The organism is Aliivibrio sp. SR45-2 (assembly GCF_963890165.1).
In the GTDB taxonomy this organism is placed as follows: Bacteria; Pseudomonadota; Gammaproteobacteria; order Enterobacterales; family Vibrionaceae; genus Aliivibrio; species Aliivibrio salmonicida.
On sequence record NZ_CAWPRC010000111.1, the window covers coordinates 25,323 to 44,458 of the forward strand.

A 19,136-nucleotide genomic window follows, 5' to 3' on the forward strand; every position below is an offset into this window, starting at 1 on the left:
TTGAATAATGGACAGTCAATCACATGGAGAGCCGTATCATGAACAGACAACAATTGCTCATTCTAAGCTTTGGATTTCTTGCTGTTTCAGGATGTACCTCATTCGCAGAACCGGGTGAAGGTGGTGAAGCAGAAAATTATCCTCAAGCTGCATTCTCTCCAGTGATGCCAGACCAACCATTAGGCCCAGAACATGGATTACGTTTTGATTGGGAGCTTGCTGCTCGTCATCTCGATATTCTTATCTTAGAAAAAGCGGAATGGTGTTTTCCGGCAACCGTTCATCAAGCAAAACAGAACGAAGCGCGTATTGCACGTGAGCTTGAAGGCGGATTACAACTGGATGCAGCCAATGACCTTATCATTCAACGAAATCTATTAGCTCGACTCGAACGCCAATTAGATTATGTAAAAAGACAAGAAACCTGTCAGCCACCTTCTGATTCAAATTCGGGTAATTCAGACATCGAGTTAGCACAAAAAATTTATGATCTTTTAAACAAAGACAACCAATTTGCTTTTAACTCTGCTGAACTAAACCCAAAATACGTGGTTAATTTATCTGAAGCTTCACAGTTATTAAAAAAACACGAGGATTTCAAATTACTCATTACCGGTCACGCTGACGCCATTGGCGAAGAAGATGGCAACCAAGAACTCGCACTCAAGCGAGCGAAACAAGTAAAACGCTATTTAAGTATTTTTGGTCTTTCACTCAATCGCATACATGTCGATGCTGTTGGATCCAATGATCCTTATTTTGAAGGAACAGAGCCACACGTCAGACTAACCAACCGCCGAGTCACCATTGAGTTATTAGAACTCGACCAACCCTTAGAACTTGGACAATAAAAGAGGACAAGATCATGCGTATTCTTCATATTCTACTTATCACCATTTTGTTCTCTACTGTCTCAATGGTGCATTCAAAAACTATCGATGATGCCGTTCGCGTCGGAGATGTAATTACCATCATGCTACCTGGTGAAGAATCGCTAAATAAAGCGTTCCAAGTAGATAAACAAGGACGCGTTATTTTACCTGAAATCGGCCCTCTATTTGTCGCAGGGAAAACCGAAGCTCAAATGGTATCAAGTGTGACTCTACGTTTAAAAACCATATTGCAAGACTTGCGTAACCTACAAGTATTCATCAGTAAACGTCAGTTAATCATTAATATTCAAGGTTATGTAAAACAACCGGGGGAATACACATTATCAGATGGTGATTCCGTTCAATTGGCCTTGTATGCCGCTGGGGGGCTACGCTCTGGTGCCCAACTTAACCGCTTACAACTTCGTCGTTCAAACAAAGTAACAACCTTTAATTACAAAGCATTTTTGGACTCAGGGGATCAAGCGTTACTTCCTTCTCTTCAATCATTAGATACCCTGTTTATCCCAGCCTCTCCAATGGTGGGCAATATCGAACAAGAATTTGACCCATCTAAATTGTCTCAAGCGGGTGATGCAGCAGATGGTAAAAAAGCGATCAAAGTATTTGGCGAAGTAAATGCACCGGGGACTTTCTCTTACAAAGCAGGCACAAACCTTGTCGATGTATTAATGCGTGCTGGTGGCGTCACCCGTTATGCAGGTGTAGAACAAATTCGAGTTATTTCAAAAAACAAACCCGCTCTGTTCAATCTAAAACGCTATTTAGATACTGGAGATGACAGCTTATTGCCACCACTTGAAGTAGGTTCAACGATCTTTGTTCCTAAACAAGAAGAAGAAATTAAATCAGGCTCAAACATGGTCTATGTCATGGGTGAGGTAGCAAAACCGGGAGCGTTTGAGGGAAAAAAAGGCGCAACGTTTATGGATATCCTAGCAAATGCCGGAGGCCCAACTCGATTTGCAGAATCTCGCCAAATTCGTGTTATCAAATCAAATGGCGTTGTGATCAATTTTGATTTATCAGGTTATACCGAAGGCACTAACTACCAAAGACCCCCACCGATTTCAGCCGGAGATGCGATTTTTGTTCCTGAAAAAACAGACATGAATGAAAAATCATGGTTGAAAATAGCACCAAGTCGCGCAGTACGAGTATTAGGTGAAGTACAACACCCAGGACGTATCGAATGGTCCGATGAAATGTCATTTTTGGATTTATTGGCACACGTGGGTGGCCCTACTTTACGAGGTGACACCACTCGAATTGAAATCGTAACGCCCGACAGTGATGGTAACAACCAAGTGTATACGTTTAATTTAGATTCATTTATCTCAAAAGGAAAACCTGATTCTTCATTACCAACCATTCGAGCGGGAGCGACTATTCGAGTTCATGATTTACCACAAGATCCATCAGACAACAAATCACAATGGGTTCGTCAAAGTTCAGACAGCTCTATATACGTATTCGGTCAAGTAAATGCAGCCGGTCGTTATCGCTTCACTAATGAGATGCATTTTTTAGATATTCTATCCGCCGCAGATGGCCCAACAATGGATGCCGATATTCATAATATTCGAGTCACCCATCGTGATAAAACGTACGCAAAAGTGAGTAAACTAAACTTAGCATTGTATTTTGAAACCGGTGATGAATCCCTGCTTCCTATCGTAAAAACGGGCGACACCATCTACATTCCAGAGAAAAATAGAGCGTGGGTAGATGAAAGTAAAGAAAGTACGATTCGAGTACTAGGGGCGATTAATAAACCCGGTCGTTACCGCTTTAATGACTCAATGACCTTATTAGATTTACTGGCCGAAGCGGGTGGCCCGAGCGATGTCGCTTATCTTGAAAAAATCAGTGTCGTGAATCATTCATTAGATAAAGGCCAAGCAAGAACCTTTGACCTTGTTGAATTTAGCCGAACGGCCAATTTTAGAAGTATTCCCGTCCTAAGAGCCGGAGACACAATTTATATCCCGAATAAAGACGAAAGCCTAATGGAACAAGTGCGTGTTGGGATTAAAGATGTTTTCCAAATCGTCGCTACGGTTGCCCTAATAGGAGCCTTGTAATGAAAATACCCCCATGCAGCATGGAGATTGAACAAGTCTTTTTGCAATTAGAACAACAAGAATGTCACTCACTGTGTATTACCTCAACCAACCCTGGAGAAGGGGTGACTTCATTAGCCCAAGCGTTAACAGAGCGACACTTACTGGCGGGTTATCGTACATTGTTGGTTGATCTTAATTTGCAAAACCCGAGCTTAACAGCCTTGTCTTTTTTACCAGAACAGAAGGATGAAAGCCCTCATGCTTCTCATTACCTTGCGCTTACCCAGCAAGATAATGTCGTGCTTTCAGGGCTTCCAACGCCAACAGATAAAGCAAATATAATGGAAATGCGTCAACCGAAGAATCTTAAAAAACACATAGCCCAATGGCTTACCGAGTTTGATAAAGTCATCATTGATTCGTCCGCATTATCTCAACTCAATGCTGACAGTATTCCTGCTCAAACGATCGCAGGATCGTGTGATGGAACCCTCATGGTTATCCTTTCTGGACAAACATTACAAACCGAATTTAAAGCCGCTATAGAGACATTAGAGAGTAACAAAGCCAATATTATCGGCCATATTTTCAACGACAAATATCAACCCAGCTTTAAAAATGAATTATGTCGTGAAATCGAACGCTTACGTTTTTTACCTCATTGTTTATCTACTAAACTAATTTCAATTATTAAAAATAACCGATTCTTATCAACAGTGGTGTAACTATGACAGATTCTATTTTACTCTTTGAAAATACCCAACCGACTTCTCTTGAAGCCATAAGAGTATTACGCCTGTCACTCTCGAAAATTCTCGATCGCCTTGATGTGCAAAAAACGGTTAAGAATCCTTGCTTATTATGCTTCTCAGAGTGGAGCACCAACCTTGTTCTCCACCCAAATAATCCAAGTAAAAGCATCACTATCGCATTAAGAAAAACCAAACATCATTGGCAACTTGATATCATCGATGATGGTGAAGCGTGGGATCCAACGGCACAACCTAGCAATACCGATATAGGCGATTTTTCATTAAAATGCGGTGGTCGTGGGATTGATATCATTCAAAGCCAAACCCATACCACCACTTACCATTCTTTTGATACTCATAACCTTTTTTCCATGACATGGCTCCGTGAAAATAATCAAAAACGCCCTCATATTTTAATCGTAGAAGACGACGTCATTCAGTGTAAATTATACAGTGCTTACTTAAATCAACAGTTTGATATTACTCTGACAAACAATGGCAAAGAGGCCTTAGATTTTTTAAAAAATAATACCGTCGATCTCATTGTTTCCGATATTCAAATGCCAGAAATGGGTGGATTAGAATTACGTCAGCATTTAGAGCAAGACAAAGACATTTCGATTCCGTTTATCTTCTTATCCCACTTACAAGACACCACAACGGTGAATAGTGCCGTTGATTTGGGCATCGATGATTACCTAGAAAAACCCATTAAAAAAGATCAACTTCTTTATACTATTCAACGTGTTTTAGCTCGTTTCAATCAAGTTTATCAATCGCTATCCAAACAAGTTAACCAAAAAATCACGCACACATTATTACCACAAATAGAGATTCATTCTCCGCATTGGAAACTCGCTATCCAGCAACGGAATACCGGACATGGTGGCGGTGATTTCGTGCTCTCAATGGATGATGACGACATCACTCAGATCTTATTGGCGGATGTCATGGGGCACGATGAAAGTGCGAAATTCTTTGCTTATGCTTATGCCGGTTATATTCGAGGGTTAATGCAAAACTCAGATCTAAAGGACCCAGCACAACTTTTATCTACCCTCTCAAACAATGCGTTCAAAGACCAAATTTTGTCACAAACGATGCTGACAAGTTGTTGTGTGAGTCTTCTTAATTCAAACACGTTAGCAATCAGCAGCGCTGGACACCCACCGCCAATACACATCACAAATCGCGGCCTTAGTATCATCAATGTTGAAGGTACATTGCCGGGGTTATTACCAAACACAACGTATCAAGAAACTAAAATCACCTTACAACAAAAAGAACGTATTGCTTTTTTTACTGATGGATTATTTGAATCCGGAGATTCTTTATCAGAACGAGAAACCCTTGAAAAAGCAGTGAAACAACAGTTAATTAATACCTTTGATTTACCTATCGAATCAGCAATGGAACAGATAATGCAAACCTTTGATTCATTAGCCGGAACACCACCAAATGACGATGCTTTATTACTGATACTCGAAAAACAATAACACACACATTCACACCATAAACGAGCAAGGAGTTCATCATGACATTTCGACTAAAAACCATTATTGGTATTTCGATTATTCAGAGCGTCATGCTACTTGTTCTTGTCCTTAGTTCAGTAAAATTCTTATCTGACTCTAATGAGCAACAATTGGTGACCCGCTCAAATGCAACATTAACTATGTTTTCAAATGCCATAAAAGAGTCGCTAAAAAACGGTAATGACACCGAAACCACCAGCTTAATGCACGATCTCATTGCTCTTGGGAAAATATGCTACGTTAAAATTTATCGTCAAGATGGTACTCTTATTATTCAAGGCGGTCCAAAATTGCATGAAATACCAAACCCCAACAGCCCAATTTTAGATAATGCCTCAGATGGTAGCTACGACATAGAATCCATCATTAGCAGTGACACCAAACCCATTGGACGAGTTGAAATAGGATTTGGCACCCATGGAATAAACTCATTTTTCTCCCGAGCTAAATCATGGATATTTGCCATCGCTTTTATCGAATTTTTCATTGTTATTGGGCTTTCCTACCTACTCGGTAACCTATTAACGAAAAACCTAAACAAACTAAAAAAAGCCGTTGATACGGTGGCAAGAAAAGGCCCAGGAGAGCAATTGGAACTCACCTCAACGGGCGATTTAAATGACGTAGCAAAAGCATTTAACTCAATGTCATGCAATCTTGAACAAAACTATCACGATCTAAGAGAAGCCCGCAGTGAAGCCGAGTCAGCGAATGAAAGTAAAGGACGATTCTTAGCATCGATGAGTCATGAAATTCGAACGCCTATGAACGCCGTCCTCGGTTTATTAGCCATACTAAAAGAAACCCGACTGAACCCAAATCAACGTGATCTCGTTGAAACCGCAACCGACTCAAGCGAGTTATTACTTTCTATCATTAATGATATTTTAGATTTCTCTCGCATGGAGGCAAACACTTTTTATCTCGATAATAAACCCTTCAACCTTCATGACTGCTTGCATCACGCTTTACATGGTTTCCAATCCCAAGCAGACAAAAAACAACTGCAATTAACCTTATCTATTTCTGATAATGTCCCTGAATATGTTTGCGGCGACGTCAATCGATTTAAACAGATCTTATTAAACCTTATTGGTAACAGTTTAAAATTCACAGACGATGGATTTATATTACTCTCTTTAGATATTCAGCCAATGGAAGACCGCTTTGTTCTAACGGGTCTTGTTAAAGACTCAGGGATCGGCATAAAAGCAGAGCAGTTAGATTTACTCTTTGAAGAGTTCACAATGGCAGATAACAGCTTCTCCCGTTCTCATGAAGGATCAGGATTGGGGCTAGCCATCACCAAACGATTAATCAATATGATGGATGGCACGATTACCGTAAAAAGCCAATATGGAGAAGGCAGTGAATTTACGTTCCATATCATGCTTGATAACACATCCGAAGAGGACATCGAATCACTAAAATCTCATAAAAATAAAACCTCCACCGCCTCTCAATGTATTTATTCCAATGCACGATTGTTGGTTGTTGAAGATAATCTTGCCAACCAAGTCGTTATAAAAAACACCTTAAGTTATGCCGGCTATGCCATCGATATTGCCAATAATGGGAAAGAAGCGATCTCCATGGTGACAGACTCAGATTATGATCTTGTCTTTATGGATATTTCTATGCCAGAAATGGATGGTATGACGGCGACAAAAAAAATAAGAACCCTCTCGAAACGTCACGAAAAAATGCCGATTATTGCTTTAACCGCTCACGCACTTTCAGGAGACAAAGAACGATTCATAGACGCAGGTATGACCGACTACCTTCCAAAACCATTTAATCGAACGGCTTTGCTAGAATGCCTTGCCACTTATTTGTCAGTATCTTATGATCAAGAAAACACAATAAAAGGAAGTACTGTGGATAATAATCAGAGAGAAATAAACAAAAGCGACCCACTGCTTTTAGATGAGACCATCATTCAGCAAATTATCCGTGATACGGATGCTAGTGTAATGCCTGAATTAATTCAATTTTATATTATTGAGTCAAAAGAACGCGTAAATACCATCGTAAAAACAATCACAACAAAAGACCTTTACGCTCTCGAATTTGAAGCTCATACATTAGGAAGTAGTGCGCTAACTCTCGGAAACGTTGCCTTATCTACGATTTCACGTGAAATTGAACTACATTGTATACAACAACAGTTTGATGAAGCCATTAAGAAAGCAGCCCAATTATCAGATATTGCAATGCAATCATTCATTGCATTAGAAGAACGAAATGCACAAGGCTTCACTAATTAAAATAAAATCATAAAAATAAAAATTGCTAGGTAAAACAGGATGTTGCTTATGCTACAAAAAGTATTATTAGTCGAAGACTCCACCTCTCTTGCCATCCTTTACAAACAATATGTAAAAGATGAGCCGTACGAGTTCTTCCACGTAACCACTGGAGAGCAAGCCAAAGCTTTCATGGAAAAGAATCCACCACACTTGGTGATTCTTGATTTAAAACTGCCTGACATGTCTGGTCAGGACGTATTGGCTTGGATGAAAGAAAAAAAACTCCCAACCGCCGTCATTGTTGCTACCGCTCACGGTACCATCAATATTGCCGTCAATTTACTTCAAAGTGGGGCCGATGATTTCATTGAAAAGCCCATTCAAGCCAATCGCCTAAAAACATCAATCAGTAACCACCTAAAGCGCAATAAGTTAGAAGGGCTGGTTGAAGACCTACAAAACACCTTTAATCGTAAAAAATACCAAGGGTTTATTGGCTCAAGCTTACCAATGCAAGCGGTATACAAAATTATTGATGCCGTTGCCCCTACCACCGCCAGTGTATTCATTTATGGTGAAAGTGGGACAGGTAAAGAAGTGTGTGCCGAAGCCATTCATTATCAAAGTAAACGTAATAACAAACCTTTTGTTGCCATTAACTGTGGTGCAATCCCTAGAGACTTAATGGAAAGTGAAATATTTGGTCACGTAAAAGGCGCATTTACTGGTGCAACAACCGATCGAAAGGGCGCGGCCATGATGGCCAATGGCGGCACGCTATTTTTAGATGAGTTGTGTGAAATGGAATTAGAAATGCAGAAAAAATTGCTGCGTTTTCTACAAACGGGTCGATTCACGCCATTAGGTGGCAGTAAAGAACTGAGCACAGATTTACGTATTATTTGTGCGACCAACCGAGACCCTCTAACCGAAGTCAACGAAGGTCGATTCAGAGAAGATTTATATTATCGTGTTCATGTGGTTCCTATCGAAATGCCCCCACTTCGTGATCGCGGAACGGACATTATTGATATCGCGGTTTTCTTCTTAAAAAAATACGCCAAAGAAGACAAAAAGAAATTCATCGCAATGAAGCGAGACGTTGAACTGCGCTTATGTAATTACGCATGGCCAGGCAATGTCCGTCAATTACAAAATATTATTCGTAATGTTGTGGTCTTACATAACAGTACCCATGTTGTTCTTGACCAATTACCACCACCATTGAATCAAGCCACTCAACCAAAAGTAAAACAGGCGACTATTCAACGTCATATCGTAGCAAAAGAAATCAATAACGTGGCTCCAATAGCACCGATGTCAGTAGAGCCTCTTCATACCGAAACGTCGGAACCAGATAATTCATCAATACAAACCAATTCAGTCACGTGGGATCACAGTGCTATCCGTCCAATGGCCGACATTGAACGAGAAGTGATTCAAAATGCCATTGATCATTGTGACGGTAACGTTCTCAACGCCGCGGTTCTTCTTGAACTAAGCCCATCGACCCTATATCGTAAAAAACAAGCGTGGGAAGCCGATGAAGAGACAGAACAGTAATACGGCAGCCCCTCATCACTCCCATACCTCGCCTTATGAGGTATGGCTTTTGCTTGATAGCCGTGATTTTGGTGGCATTGAATCCCATGTGTTGCAACTTGCACAAGGGTTAGCCACCGTTAACTGCGTCGTTACTGTCGTTTTTTTATCCCGCTATAAAACGGAACATCCTTTACTAACGGCGCTGACTAACGCCAATATCTCTTATCATTTTCTTGATGGGAAATTCATGTCGTTATTGCATTACACTCAACAACATCCTCCCACCGTCATACACTCTCATGGATATAAAGCGGCCATCTATTCACGGTTATTACGCCTATCTTTGCTGCTATCCTCTCATAACGTACGTTTTATTAATACTTTCCACGCAGGAGAAATTGGTTCAGGAAAACTACGTTGGTATGACCGAATTGATCGATGGAGTGCGGCATTAAGTCATCATAATTTTGCGGTAAGTGAACAGATAAAACAACGCGTACACACCCCAATAACCGTATTAAATAACTTTATATCTACGGATCAATTATCCCTTTCTAACGGAAAAGAAATTGCCTTTGTCGGACGATTAAGCCATGAAAAAGCCCCCGACCGATTCCTTCAATTAGCACAACAACACCCTAAACACGATTTTCACATTTACGGTTCAGGACCAATGGAAAACGGCATCGCTCAACAAGCCCCTATCAATCTCATACTTCATGGACACCAATCCACAATGGAGCCCATTTGGAAAGACATTGGATTACTCGTTATTTGCTCACGTTATGAAGGATTACCCATGGCGGCATTAGAAGCCATGGGACGAGGTATTCCTATCATTTCTACCCCTGTAGGCAACATGAGTAAATTGATTACTCAAGATAACAATGGATGGATCGTGGAACCCGATGACCTATCCGCACAACTCCAATATTGGTTTGACTTAGATGACTCAAATAAGGCGACCATTCAAGCATCCGCACAGCAAACCATTCAAACCGACTTTTCTACGCAAGCCATTATCCCTCAAGTATTTGCGATTTACGCCCATACGTAATGCTTCTCAAATTGAATATCGCGATTCTCAATTTGAGAAAAACACAAACAAAATAAAATATAACAATAAAAATCAATGAGATAAAAACACATTCGAGTTGGCACTCCCTTTGCTCTATTCCTTATATCAAGAATTTTCGATAAGAAGGAAGGTGATGAGATGTCAACCAAATCAAAAACAACATTATTGTTTGTGCATTATGGCGACGATTGGATCAGAGGCAGTGAAATCTGCTTGATTAATCTCATCAAAAGCATCAATCATCAAAAATTTGAGTGCATCCTTTGGTGTAACCAACAGCGCCTTGCCGATGAAGTAAACAAGCAAGTCAGCGCCGTTTATGTTACCCCCTTCACTTTATTATTAGGGTGGAAAGCACCTAAATTCTCATTATCTAATTGGTATCAGCTATACCAACAAGGCAAAGAGATTGTGGATGCTCATCAGGTTGACTTAATTCACTGTAACAGTGCCGCACCATGTCAGTGGATGAACCCAGTGGCACGCCACACTCACACCCCTTTAATTACTCACTTACACACCCAATACCCGCTTCGTGACCGCTTAACCTTGGGCATTCATTTTAGCCCTAGCCTTATTACGGTAAGTAACGCGATAGGTGAAGAATTGCTTCATGATGGATACAACCGAAAAAACCTAACCGTTATCCCTAATGGTATTGATACGACAAAATTAAATGCTCAACGCACAACCCCATTACGTCAACAACTAGGGATAGACAGTAGCGCCTTTGTTTTGGCAACATCGGGATCATTAATTCATAGAAAAGGCGTTGATCTAATTATTGATAGCTTGCATAAATTGGATGCTGTCATGCTTAACATTCATTTGATTGTTATCGGCGAAGGAGAAGAACGAGCACAATTAGAGCAACAAGCAAACCACCTTCAACTCCATAATAATATTCATTTTTTAGGCGAACGAGACAACGTTGTTGGTCTTTTAAAAAGTGGCATGGATGCTTATATTAGCGGGGCAAGAGACGAAGCCTTTGGTCTTGCCCTTATCGAAGCTTCTTTAGCAAAATTACCCGTCATTGCACCGATGGTTGGGGGGATCCCAGAAGTCATTTCTCATTATGATACGGGATTTCTCACTCAACCAAACGACAGTGAATCATTTGCAAAAGCGATCATGGTTTTTATTCAAAATCCACGTTTAGCAAAAGAGATGGGAGTCAAAGGAAAAGAAATTGTATATCGAAACTTCACTTTGTCTGAATACGCAAAACAATTTGAAAAACACTACGAACAACAACTAAGCACCTCAAATAAAGAGACTTACTCTCGACCATTACGGGCCGCAATTACGCCTATTTTCAGTCGTCTACGCTATATGTCCACACTGTTTTTTCATCATCATATTGTCTCTCGCTTTGGTGTAAATGAAACCCTAAGTAAGGAGACTCATCATGAATAAATCCAATCATATTTTGGTTCTCGACCCGATTGCTTATGCCGGAGGCTCAAAAGTCGCCACTCGCGAAATGTTGGACTTACTCGATAGAAAAAGCAATCACATCACTATTCTTACCGCGAACCCGTGTTCTTGGCTATTAAGAAATGTCGAAATAGTGAAAATGTCCCACCCAAACTGGCTTCCTTTGTCAGAACAGGGAAAAGGGTATTGGCTAAGACAATTCTATTTTTGTTTTTGGCTAATTTACACTCGAATTTTTTATGGAAAAATACACATTGCAGTAGGTGCTTCAGGGCCGGGGATTGATATGCCAATCTACTTGATGAAATGGCTATTTGGTTACCAAATTACTCAACTTATTCATGGACCCGTTGGGTTGTCACGATCCATTGGATTGTGCCTTTGCCATGCCGAACATGTCTTCTATTTAAAAAGCGCTTTTCCTTCATTAGTTGCGGCCATCAAACAAGTATGGCGAAAAGAATCAGAGCACATTCAGCAACAAAAACAAGAAGACTTACTTGCCACTCATCACTTTGATTCTTTCGTAAATGGAATTGGTAAAAAAAATCTACCGTCACAATGTCAATATCAATCACCGCACGTATTTTGGGCGGCTTCAACGTTAAAATGGAAAGGACTCGATTTATTACTTGAAGCCATGAATTCAACGCCAAAGGATCAAAGAACACCAACAAGCATTTGCTATTTAACACCAGAAAACAATGTATTACCGACCACATCTGTACCACAAGAGATAAAAGGTATTCGTTGGTATCACCAACCATCAAATCTAAACGCATTACGAAAAAGCAGTAATATTTTTGTCTCAACAAGTCATCAAGAACCTTTCGGTCTTTCTATTTTAGAAGCGTTAATAGCAGGGATGTGCGTCATCATTCCTTCAGATGGCGCATTTTGGGATCTCGTTTTAACGCATAACGAGAACTGCCTAAAATACCAACCTAATGATATTAAAACCCTGCAGCAACGAATCGCTCAAGCCAGCGCCCAACCGAGCCTCTTAAAGAAATTAGGTACATCGGGCGCTCATCTTGCTCAAGGCTACCGTGCAGAACATTGTTACTTAGCCATTACACAAGCAATGGAAAAAAAATCACACTCCATGATCAAGTTAAATGAGGTGAAACAATGAACCTATTTCCTTTATCACCCGCACTAAAAAACATGACACTGTATGGCAGCAGCATTATTTTGATGAAAGGGGTTTCCTTATTCATGCTCCCTTATGTCGCTAATCATATTCCACAATCAGAATTAGGCCGTTTAGAGCTATTGTCAACGTTCGCGATGATATTAAGTGTCATATTAGGCTTATCACTTCACGAAGCGTTATATCGATTTGCAGGCGCAGAACAAGACCCACATCAAAAACGAAAAATAACCGCCGAGATCTTCACCTTAACCATGATTGTTGCTTGTATTTCTTTGCCCATCATTTGGTTAATCAGCCCTTTTATCAGTGAAATTAAGCCAGAATACGCCACAACTATTGAGCTTGAATTATTATTGATGGTATTGGCGTTTGAAGGGGTAGTTGCCGTCGTTCTTGCCTCCCTAAGAATGCGAGACAAAGCGGGTTTATTTTTTATCATCACAACAGGGCGCGCTTTTTTACAAGTGGTATTAACCGTCGCCGTGCTACAACAAGGTTATGGCGTTACCGCCATTTTATTGGTTGGTTTTATCGCTGCGAGTCTTCAAATTATCGCGTTAATTTATCTTCAAGTAAAAGAAAATAAGAAGGTTAACAATACCTCTCACATCTATAATCCAGAAAGGATTTCACAGTGTTTACATTACGCTTTACCCCTAACCGCCAGTGGACTCATAGCCTTTGGTTTAAACGGATTTGAACGCTGGGTACTAGTTGATAACACCTCATTAAATGACGTTGCTCTTTATGCGGTGGCTCTAAAATTCTCACTCGCATTGACCTTGTTAATGCAGCCTTTCTGCATGTGGTGGATGCCAAAACGCTTTGATTATTTACAAGCTAAAGGAGAAGACATTACAGCAAAAATGACACAAACCAGTTTGGTATTGTTATGCACTTTAACCATCATCGTCAGCTATTTAGCACCGTTACTTATCGAAGCATTAATGCCAGTCAGCTACCTCCAAGCAAAATCCATCGTGATTGCCTTGATCATCGTTGCGGCAATTAAAGAAATGAATGAACTCATCAACATTGGCGCACTAGCAAAGAAAGAAACAAAAAAATTATTATGGATTAATAGCTTATCGACTGCTTTGGGGATGTTCTTAATCATTATGTTTACCCCTAATTATGGCATGACAGGCGTTCTAGGTTCATTAATCGTCGCACAGAGTATCAGAATGGTCGCTACCTATTTTCTTTCTCAACACAGTCATTTATTACCTTATTCACTGAAAAAAATGACCTTATTATTTATATTTACGGGAGGTTCTGTACTACTTAGTTTGTCTGGATTATCAAGCATGATGCATCTGTTACTCGGCATTGCATGTACCGTAATCTGCGTATTTATCGCTTCTATACTAAAATTAATTATCTTGCCTGACAGCAAAGAAGATAAAGAGGTTTTATGATAAATAACAACACGCCACTTCAATCAAAACCATTGCAATGGTTTACAGCAATTACCTGCTCAATTTTAGCAGGTATATTGTGGCGTTTGTTTCCTCATCCAGCCTTAATTATCGTATTAGGCATACTGCCACTTGCTGTGCTTTATGTTCTTAATCGTCCATTTTTAATGGTACTGTTTTTTGTTATTTTCTCTTTTTTCCGCATTCATGAAGTGTTCCCTCAGATTTATAATCTAAAAATCCCATTATTACTCTCTCTCAGCTCTTTAGCTGCCTTAATTTGGCAGGTGGGCATTACAAAGCAAATAAAACTGTTTTGGTGTAAAGAATTTACATTACTAACCTGTTTTCTTATTTTGGTTATCATTGGTATCATTTTTTCTGGAAACCGTCCTATCGCTATTGAGTATTTCAAAAATATCTATTGGAAAATAATACTCATGACCTTTGCGATAGCGATACTCATTCGTAGTCCACAACAACTGGCTTTTACCTTAAAAGCCATCACCATTGCGGGGGTTCTCGTTGGATTAATTGCGATTCAAAATAAATTGGGCGGTATTGGGCTTATAGAAGGAACTCGAGTCACTATTGGTCGAGAATTAGGCTCAATGCTTGGAGATCCAAACGATCTTGCCTTAGTACTTATGTTTCCAACCTCATTTGCCGTTGGTTTATTAGTGACGCATCAATTACCTTGGCATCAACGACTCATTGGGTTTATCGCTATTCCTATTCTCTTTTGGGCTGTAATGGCTACGCAAAGTCGAGGCGGATTATTAGGAATGATCGCTGTATTCGGGATTTATGGATTACAACGTATAAAATCGAAGATACTGTTGCTTTCTATTGCCATTGCCGCAGGCAGTATCTTATTTTTTATTGCTGGTATTTCAGAACGGTCATCAGGTGGAGCGGCTGAAGCAGGTATAGATGCCTCCGCCATGGGACGTTTATACGCATGGGAAGCCGCGTTCAAAATGGCGGTCAGTAATCCATTAACCGGTGTTGGATTAGATAACTTCTACGCCAATTACTTTTATTACAGCCCTCATTGGGACGGATTAAATCATGCAGTACACAGTACATGGTTTGGTGTATTGGCTGAAACCGGTTTTCTTGGTTTAGCGGTATTCATTAGCTTGGTCATTGTCTTAATCAGAAAAGCAAACCGAACCTTACAAGCCGTAAAATTGGTGCAAGATAAGATCGACCCTGCAATTTATACCAGTGCACAAGCGGTATTTGCAGGCTTAATCGGTACGATTGTCTCTGGTACCTTCTTAACTCAAGGCTTTAACTGGCCGATTTACATTTTGGCAGCGTTAGTGGTCGCCGTAAGTAAAACCAGTGAGATCGCCTTAGCAAAATTAAATAAACCAACGTCATAATATCTCACCGTCAAATCGATTCTCAAAATGAGAATTTGATACCTCTTACAAAAAAATAAAAATATCCCATTGATAAACAAAGATAAAATAATTGGCACAATCCGTGAAGTACTCATTGTATGAGTTACTAAAAAAGGAATGTCACTATGAGCACATTATCTGTTTATCGATTAAAACAATGGTTAAAAGAAGGTGAAAGCCCACTTGCATCTCGCTTATTTAAAGTGGCTACATCCATTCGTTACTTCGAACTGCCTACCCCTCGTCTGATTAATGTTCTTTTTTATGGCGTGCACAAAACCATCACAACTCAATGGCAGGCATTAACTCACCTCATTTTTTATGTGCCGGCGTTTAAAGGACGTTTACATAAACATGGGAAAAGAACCTTATTGTATGGCGGTCTTCCTTTTTTTAGTGGCCCTCTTACGATGACCATTGGCGATGATTGTCGGATTTCAGGACAAACCACGTTTAGCGGCCGCACTGACTCACCAAACCCCACTCTAACGGTAGGGAACAATGTCGATATATGCTGGCAAACCACAATTGCTGTCGGCAATAAAATAGTGATTGCCGATAATGTTCGTATCGCAGGACAAGGCTTTCTGTGTGGTTACCCAGGCCACCCTATCGACCCAATAGAACGCGCCTTAGGGAAAGCAGATTTAGACAGCCAAGTGGGCGATATTATTTTAGAGAAAGACGTATGGCTGGGATCTCGCGTTAGTATCATTGGCAATGTCACTGTCGGTGAAGGCACCATTGTCGCCTCAGGCAGTGTCGTAACCAAAAGCTTACCGCCCTTTGTATTAGCCGGTGGAAACCCAGCGAAAGTCATCAAGCCGTTAGACATTACAAGCTCAAAAACAATCAAAGAGGACATTCGTTATGAAGCATGATCTGATTGTTTTCGGCGAAGATTGGGGTGATTTACCTTCTAGTACCCAACATTTAATCAAACAGCTGTCTTATAATCGACAAATAATTTGGGTCAATTCGATTGGCTTACGTCAGCCTAAGTGCTCTATTCATGATATAAAACGTGTCTGGAAAAAGATCACTCAAGCAACAGTAGAAATCAGTGGTGATACTGATATCGCTCCTTTTAAAACGGTGAATCTAAGAACGATCCCTGCACCAAAAGGACCTATTGCTCGTTGGATAGCAAAACGCTTAATAACCAAACAATTAAAACCAATCCTTAAAAAAGCGAATTTACATCAACCTATATTGTGGACTTCATTACCTACCGTTGCCGATCTCTGCGGGTCATTGAATGAAACACAAGTGGTTTACTATTGTGGTGATGATTTCTCAGCCCTTGCCGGTGTTGATCATGAGGTTGTTCTTAAACACGAAAATAAATTGGTAAAAAAAGCCGATCTCATTTTAGTCGCGAGCGAGACTTTATTTGCCAAATTCCCACAAGAAAAAACACAATATCTGCCTCATGGTGTCGATTACACTTTATTCCATCAAACAACACCACGAGCAAATGATCTATTTAATGATGGCAAACCAATCGCTGGTTTTTATGGCAGTTTATCGCACTGGTTAGATTATGATCTACTTAACCAAGTGATTGCGAAAAATACAGATTGGCATTTTGTTTTCATTGGTCAAAATGAATTAGGATTTAATCCTTTTGATGACCATAACAATCTAAGTTTATTAGGAACAAAGCCTCATCATCAATTATCTCGTTATAGCCAACACTGGCAAGTAAGCCTATTACCTTTTGTCGATAATGAACAAATTAGAGCCTGTAATCCTTTAAAATTACTTGAGTATTTAGCGACAGGAACGCCGATTATCAGCACCCCTTTTCCTGCGCTAACCCCTTATAAATCGACAATTCACACTGTAAATTCAATCAATGAATTCTCTCAGCAACTGCATACCATCAAGCAGCAATGGAAAGAAGAGAATAACAACATCACCTCTCTTGATGCTCGACGTAGAAAAGAGCAGCAAGCTGCATTAATAAAAAATCACACATGGCAAGCAAGAGCGATGCAACTAGATGCATGGTTGGAGGCATTATGATCACATTAAGTCAGCAATTTTTAATTCTTCTTGAGGGAGCATGGCGCCGACGCTACCTTATTGTTATCCCTATTATGTTAGTTCCACTAATGGGGTTAACCATTGCGAAATTAGCCCCTAAATATTATGAATCTCATACCAGTATGTTGATTCAAGAAACGGCCAAAATGAACCCATTTCTAGAAGACTTAGCGGTTTCGACCATGTTAAAAGAACGGTTAAGCGCCTTACAAACCTTACTTCATAGTCGACATATTTTAGGGTTAGTGGCACAAGAAAGAGGTTATGTACATGAGTCGATGTCACCTCAAGCCATGGATAATGCCGTGGCTCAATTATCTAATAGCTTATCGGTCACCATGGCAGGTAAGGATTTGATTCGCATAGACTACAGTTCAAATAAACAAGAAGGCATGAAAGAGACACTTGAAGCCGTCAGTCGTCATTTTACCGAACAATTACTTGCGCCAGAACGTTCATCAATGAAAGATTCAAGCCAATTTTTATCTGAAAATATCGATTTTCGCCGTCAAGAATTGGATATTTCAGAATCAAAACTCGCTGAATTTAAAAGCCGTGAGGACACCACTTTACCGGAAATGCAAATCACGAGTCTAGATAGATTAACCAAACTAAAACAACGCCTTTACGAGCGCCAAGCCGAATTAGCAGGAGCAAAGAAACGCTTAGGCTCGATTGATTTACAACTATCAAAAACCAACCCTGTCATTGGTAAATTAGAAGAACAAATCATCCGTATTCGTGGGGAGCTAACCCTGCTTCAAGCGAAATACACCTCTCAACACAGTAAAGTACAAGGTAAATTAAGAAACCTTAATCGATTAGAAGAAGAGCGAACTCGTTTACTTTCTCAAAGCCAACCAGGGTTAAGTAGCGAACAGCTATGGGACATCGCGAGCAGCAACAGTGTTGATGATTTATCTAAAGCGCCTCCGATTTTGTTATCGCAACTAGAAGAACTGCAACAAGCCACCAGTAAAGTCGATGCATTAACCGAAGAGACCAACGTGTTAGATAGCATGATAAAAGATCTTGAAAAACAAGCCTCTAATTTTGGCCGGAATGAACAAGAACTGTACCAACTACAACGTGATTTGGCCTTAAAACGTCAATTGTATACCGATTTAGTCGAACGATTTGAGATGGCAAAATTAACCAGTTCACTGGGTATCTTTGAACAAGACAAACGAGTGAAAATTATTGATAGACCTTACACTCCTAATAGCCCTTCTAATTTGCCCACGGTTCTGTTTGTCATTGCTGGTATCTTTGGCGGGGTGGGAATAGGCATTGGTTTGGCCGTTATTGCGGAACTGTGTGACACCACGATACGAAGAAAAGATGAATTAATGGCGTTACATTCAGCGCCTTTACTCAGCCGTATTCCGCCTCAATCAAGTACGCTATTTTCTCCCTTATCAGATAAAAAAACGACATCAGATCCTTATTGTTCTTCATCTCCATTTTCTAGTTAATCGTATTTTCAAATTCATTCTCATTTTGAGAAAAACAAAACATGAAATTATAACCACTTGAATAATAA

14 protein-coding genes are annotated in these 19,136 nt (G+C 40.1%); all 14 read left to right on the top strand.

Annotated elements, in window-relative coordinates:
• The first annotated feature begins 23 nt into the window (after positions 1 to 23).
• The 14 genes from AACV33_RS05180 to AACV33_RS05245 all read left to right on the top strand — a co-directional run bounded on the left by AACV33_RS05180 (position 24) and on the right by AACV33_RS05245 (position 19,068).
• A complete protein-coding gene (locus tag AACV33_RS05180) occupies positions 24 to 851 on the top strand; it encodes an OmpA family protein (RefSeq protein WP_017023560.1) in 828 nt (275 codons plus the stop codon).
• A 14-nt stretch (positions 852 to 865) separates the two neighbouring features.
• Positions 866 to 2,977, top strand: a complete 2,112-nt coding sequence (locus AACV33_RS05185) for an SLBB domain-containing protein (RefSeq protein WP_182699120.1) — start codon at positions 866 to 868, stop codon at positions 2,975 to 2,977.
• Positions 2,977 to 3,684 (top strand): CpsD/CapB family tyrosine-protein kinase, encoded by a 708-nt coding sequence (locus tag AACV33_RS05190; protein ID WP_017023558.1) that lies wholly within the window; start codon positions 2,977 to 2,979, stop codon positions 3,682 to 3,684. The genes AACV33_RS05185 and AACV33_RS05190 overlap by 1 nt, the downstream gene beginning before the upstream one ends.
• 2 nt (positions 3,685 to 3,686) lie before the next feature.
• Positions 3,687 to 5,207 carry a SpoIIE family protein phosphatase gene (locus tag AACV33_RS05195; protein ID WP_182699121.1) on the top strand — a complete coding sequence of 507 codons (1,521 nt, stop codon included), beginning with the start codon at positions 3,687 to 3,689 and terminating at the stop codon, positions 5,205 to 5,207.
• A gap of 38 nt (positions 5,208 to 5,245) precedes the next feature.
• Positions 5,246 to 7,513, top strand: coding sequence for a HAMP domain-containing hybrid sensor histidine kinase/response regulator (locus AACV33_RS05200; RefSeq protein WP_182699122.1), 2,268 nt, complete (start codon positions 5,246 to 5,248; stop codon positions 7,511 to 7,513).
• A 48-nt stretch (positions 7,514 to 7,561) separates the two neighbouring features.
• Positions 7,562 to 9,058: a sigma-54-dependent transcriptional regulator gene (locus AACV33_RS05205; RefSeq protein ID WP_026025626.1), complete on the top strand. Its 1,497-nt coding sequence runs from the start codon at positions 7,562 to 7,564 to the stop codon at positions 9,056 to 9,058.
• Entirely contained in the window at positions 9,039 to 10,097 is a 1,059-nt protein-coding gene (locus AACV33_RS05210; protein WP_023602624.1) for a glycosyltransferase family 4 protein, read from the top strand. Before AACV33_RS05205 ends, AACV33_RS05210 begins: the two co-directional genes overlap by 20 nt.
• A gap of 159 nt (positions 10,098 to 10,256) precedes the next feature.
• The gene (locus AACV33_RS05215) at positions 10,257 to 11,537 is read left to right on the top strand and encodes a glycosyltransferase family 4 protein (protein WP_182699123.1); all 1,281 of its coding nucleotides are present in this window, start codon (positions 10,257 to 10,259) and stop codon (positions 11,535 to 11,537) included.
• Entirely contained in the window at positions 11,530 to 12,693 is a 1,164-nt protein-coding gene (locus tag AACV33_RS05220; protein ID WP_182699124.1) for a glycosyltransferase family 4 protein, read from the top strand. Before AACV33_RS05215 ends, AACV33_RS05220 begins: the two co-directional genes overlap by 8 nt.
• On the top strand, positions 12,690 to 14,132 hold the full coding sequence (locus AACV33_RS05225; RefSeq protein ID WP_182699125.1) for a lipopolysaccharide biosynthesis protein: 1,443 nt from the start codon (positions 12,690 to 12,692) through the stop codon (positions 14,130 to 14,132). The genes AACV33_RS05220 and AACV33_RS05225 overlap by 4 nt, the downstream gene beginning before the upstream one ends.
• On the top strand, positions 14,129 to 15,523 hold the full coding sequence (locus AACV33_RS05230) for an O-antigen ligase family protein (protein WP_182699126.1): 1,395 nt from the start codon (positions 14,129 to 14,131) through the stop codon (positions 15,521 to 15,523). Before AACV33_RS05225 ends, AACV33_RS05230 begins: the two co-directional genes overlap by 4 nt.
• Positions 15,524 to 15,669: 146 nt before the next feature.
• A complete protein-coding gene (locus AACV33_RS05235; protein WP_182699127.1) occupies positions 15,670 to 16,425 on the top strand; it encodes an acyltransferase in 756 nt (251 codons plus the stop codon).
• Positions 16,415 to 17,572 carry a glycosyltransferase family protein gene (locus tag AACV33_RS05240; protein WP_182699128.1) on the top strand — a complete coding sequence of 386 codons (1,158 nt, stop codon included), beginning with the start codon at positions 16,415 to 16,417 and terminating at the stop codon, positions 17,570 to 17,572. The genes AACV33_RS05235 and AACV33_RS05240 overlap by 11 nt, the downstream gene beginning before the upstream one ends.
• Positions 17,569 to 19,068, top strand: a complete 1,500-nt coding sequence (locus AACV33_RS05245; protein WP_017023547.1) for a GumC family protein — start codon at positions 17,569 to 17,571, stop codon at positions 19,066 to 19,068. Before AACV33_RS05240 ends, AACV33_RS05245 begins: the two co-directional genes overlap by 4 nt.
• The last annotated feature ends 68 nt before the right edge of the window (positions 19,069 to 19,136 follow it).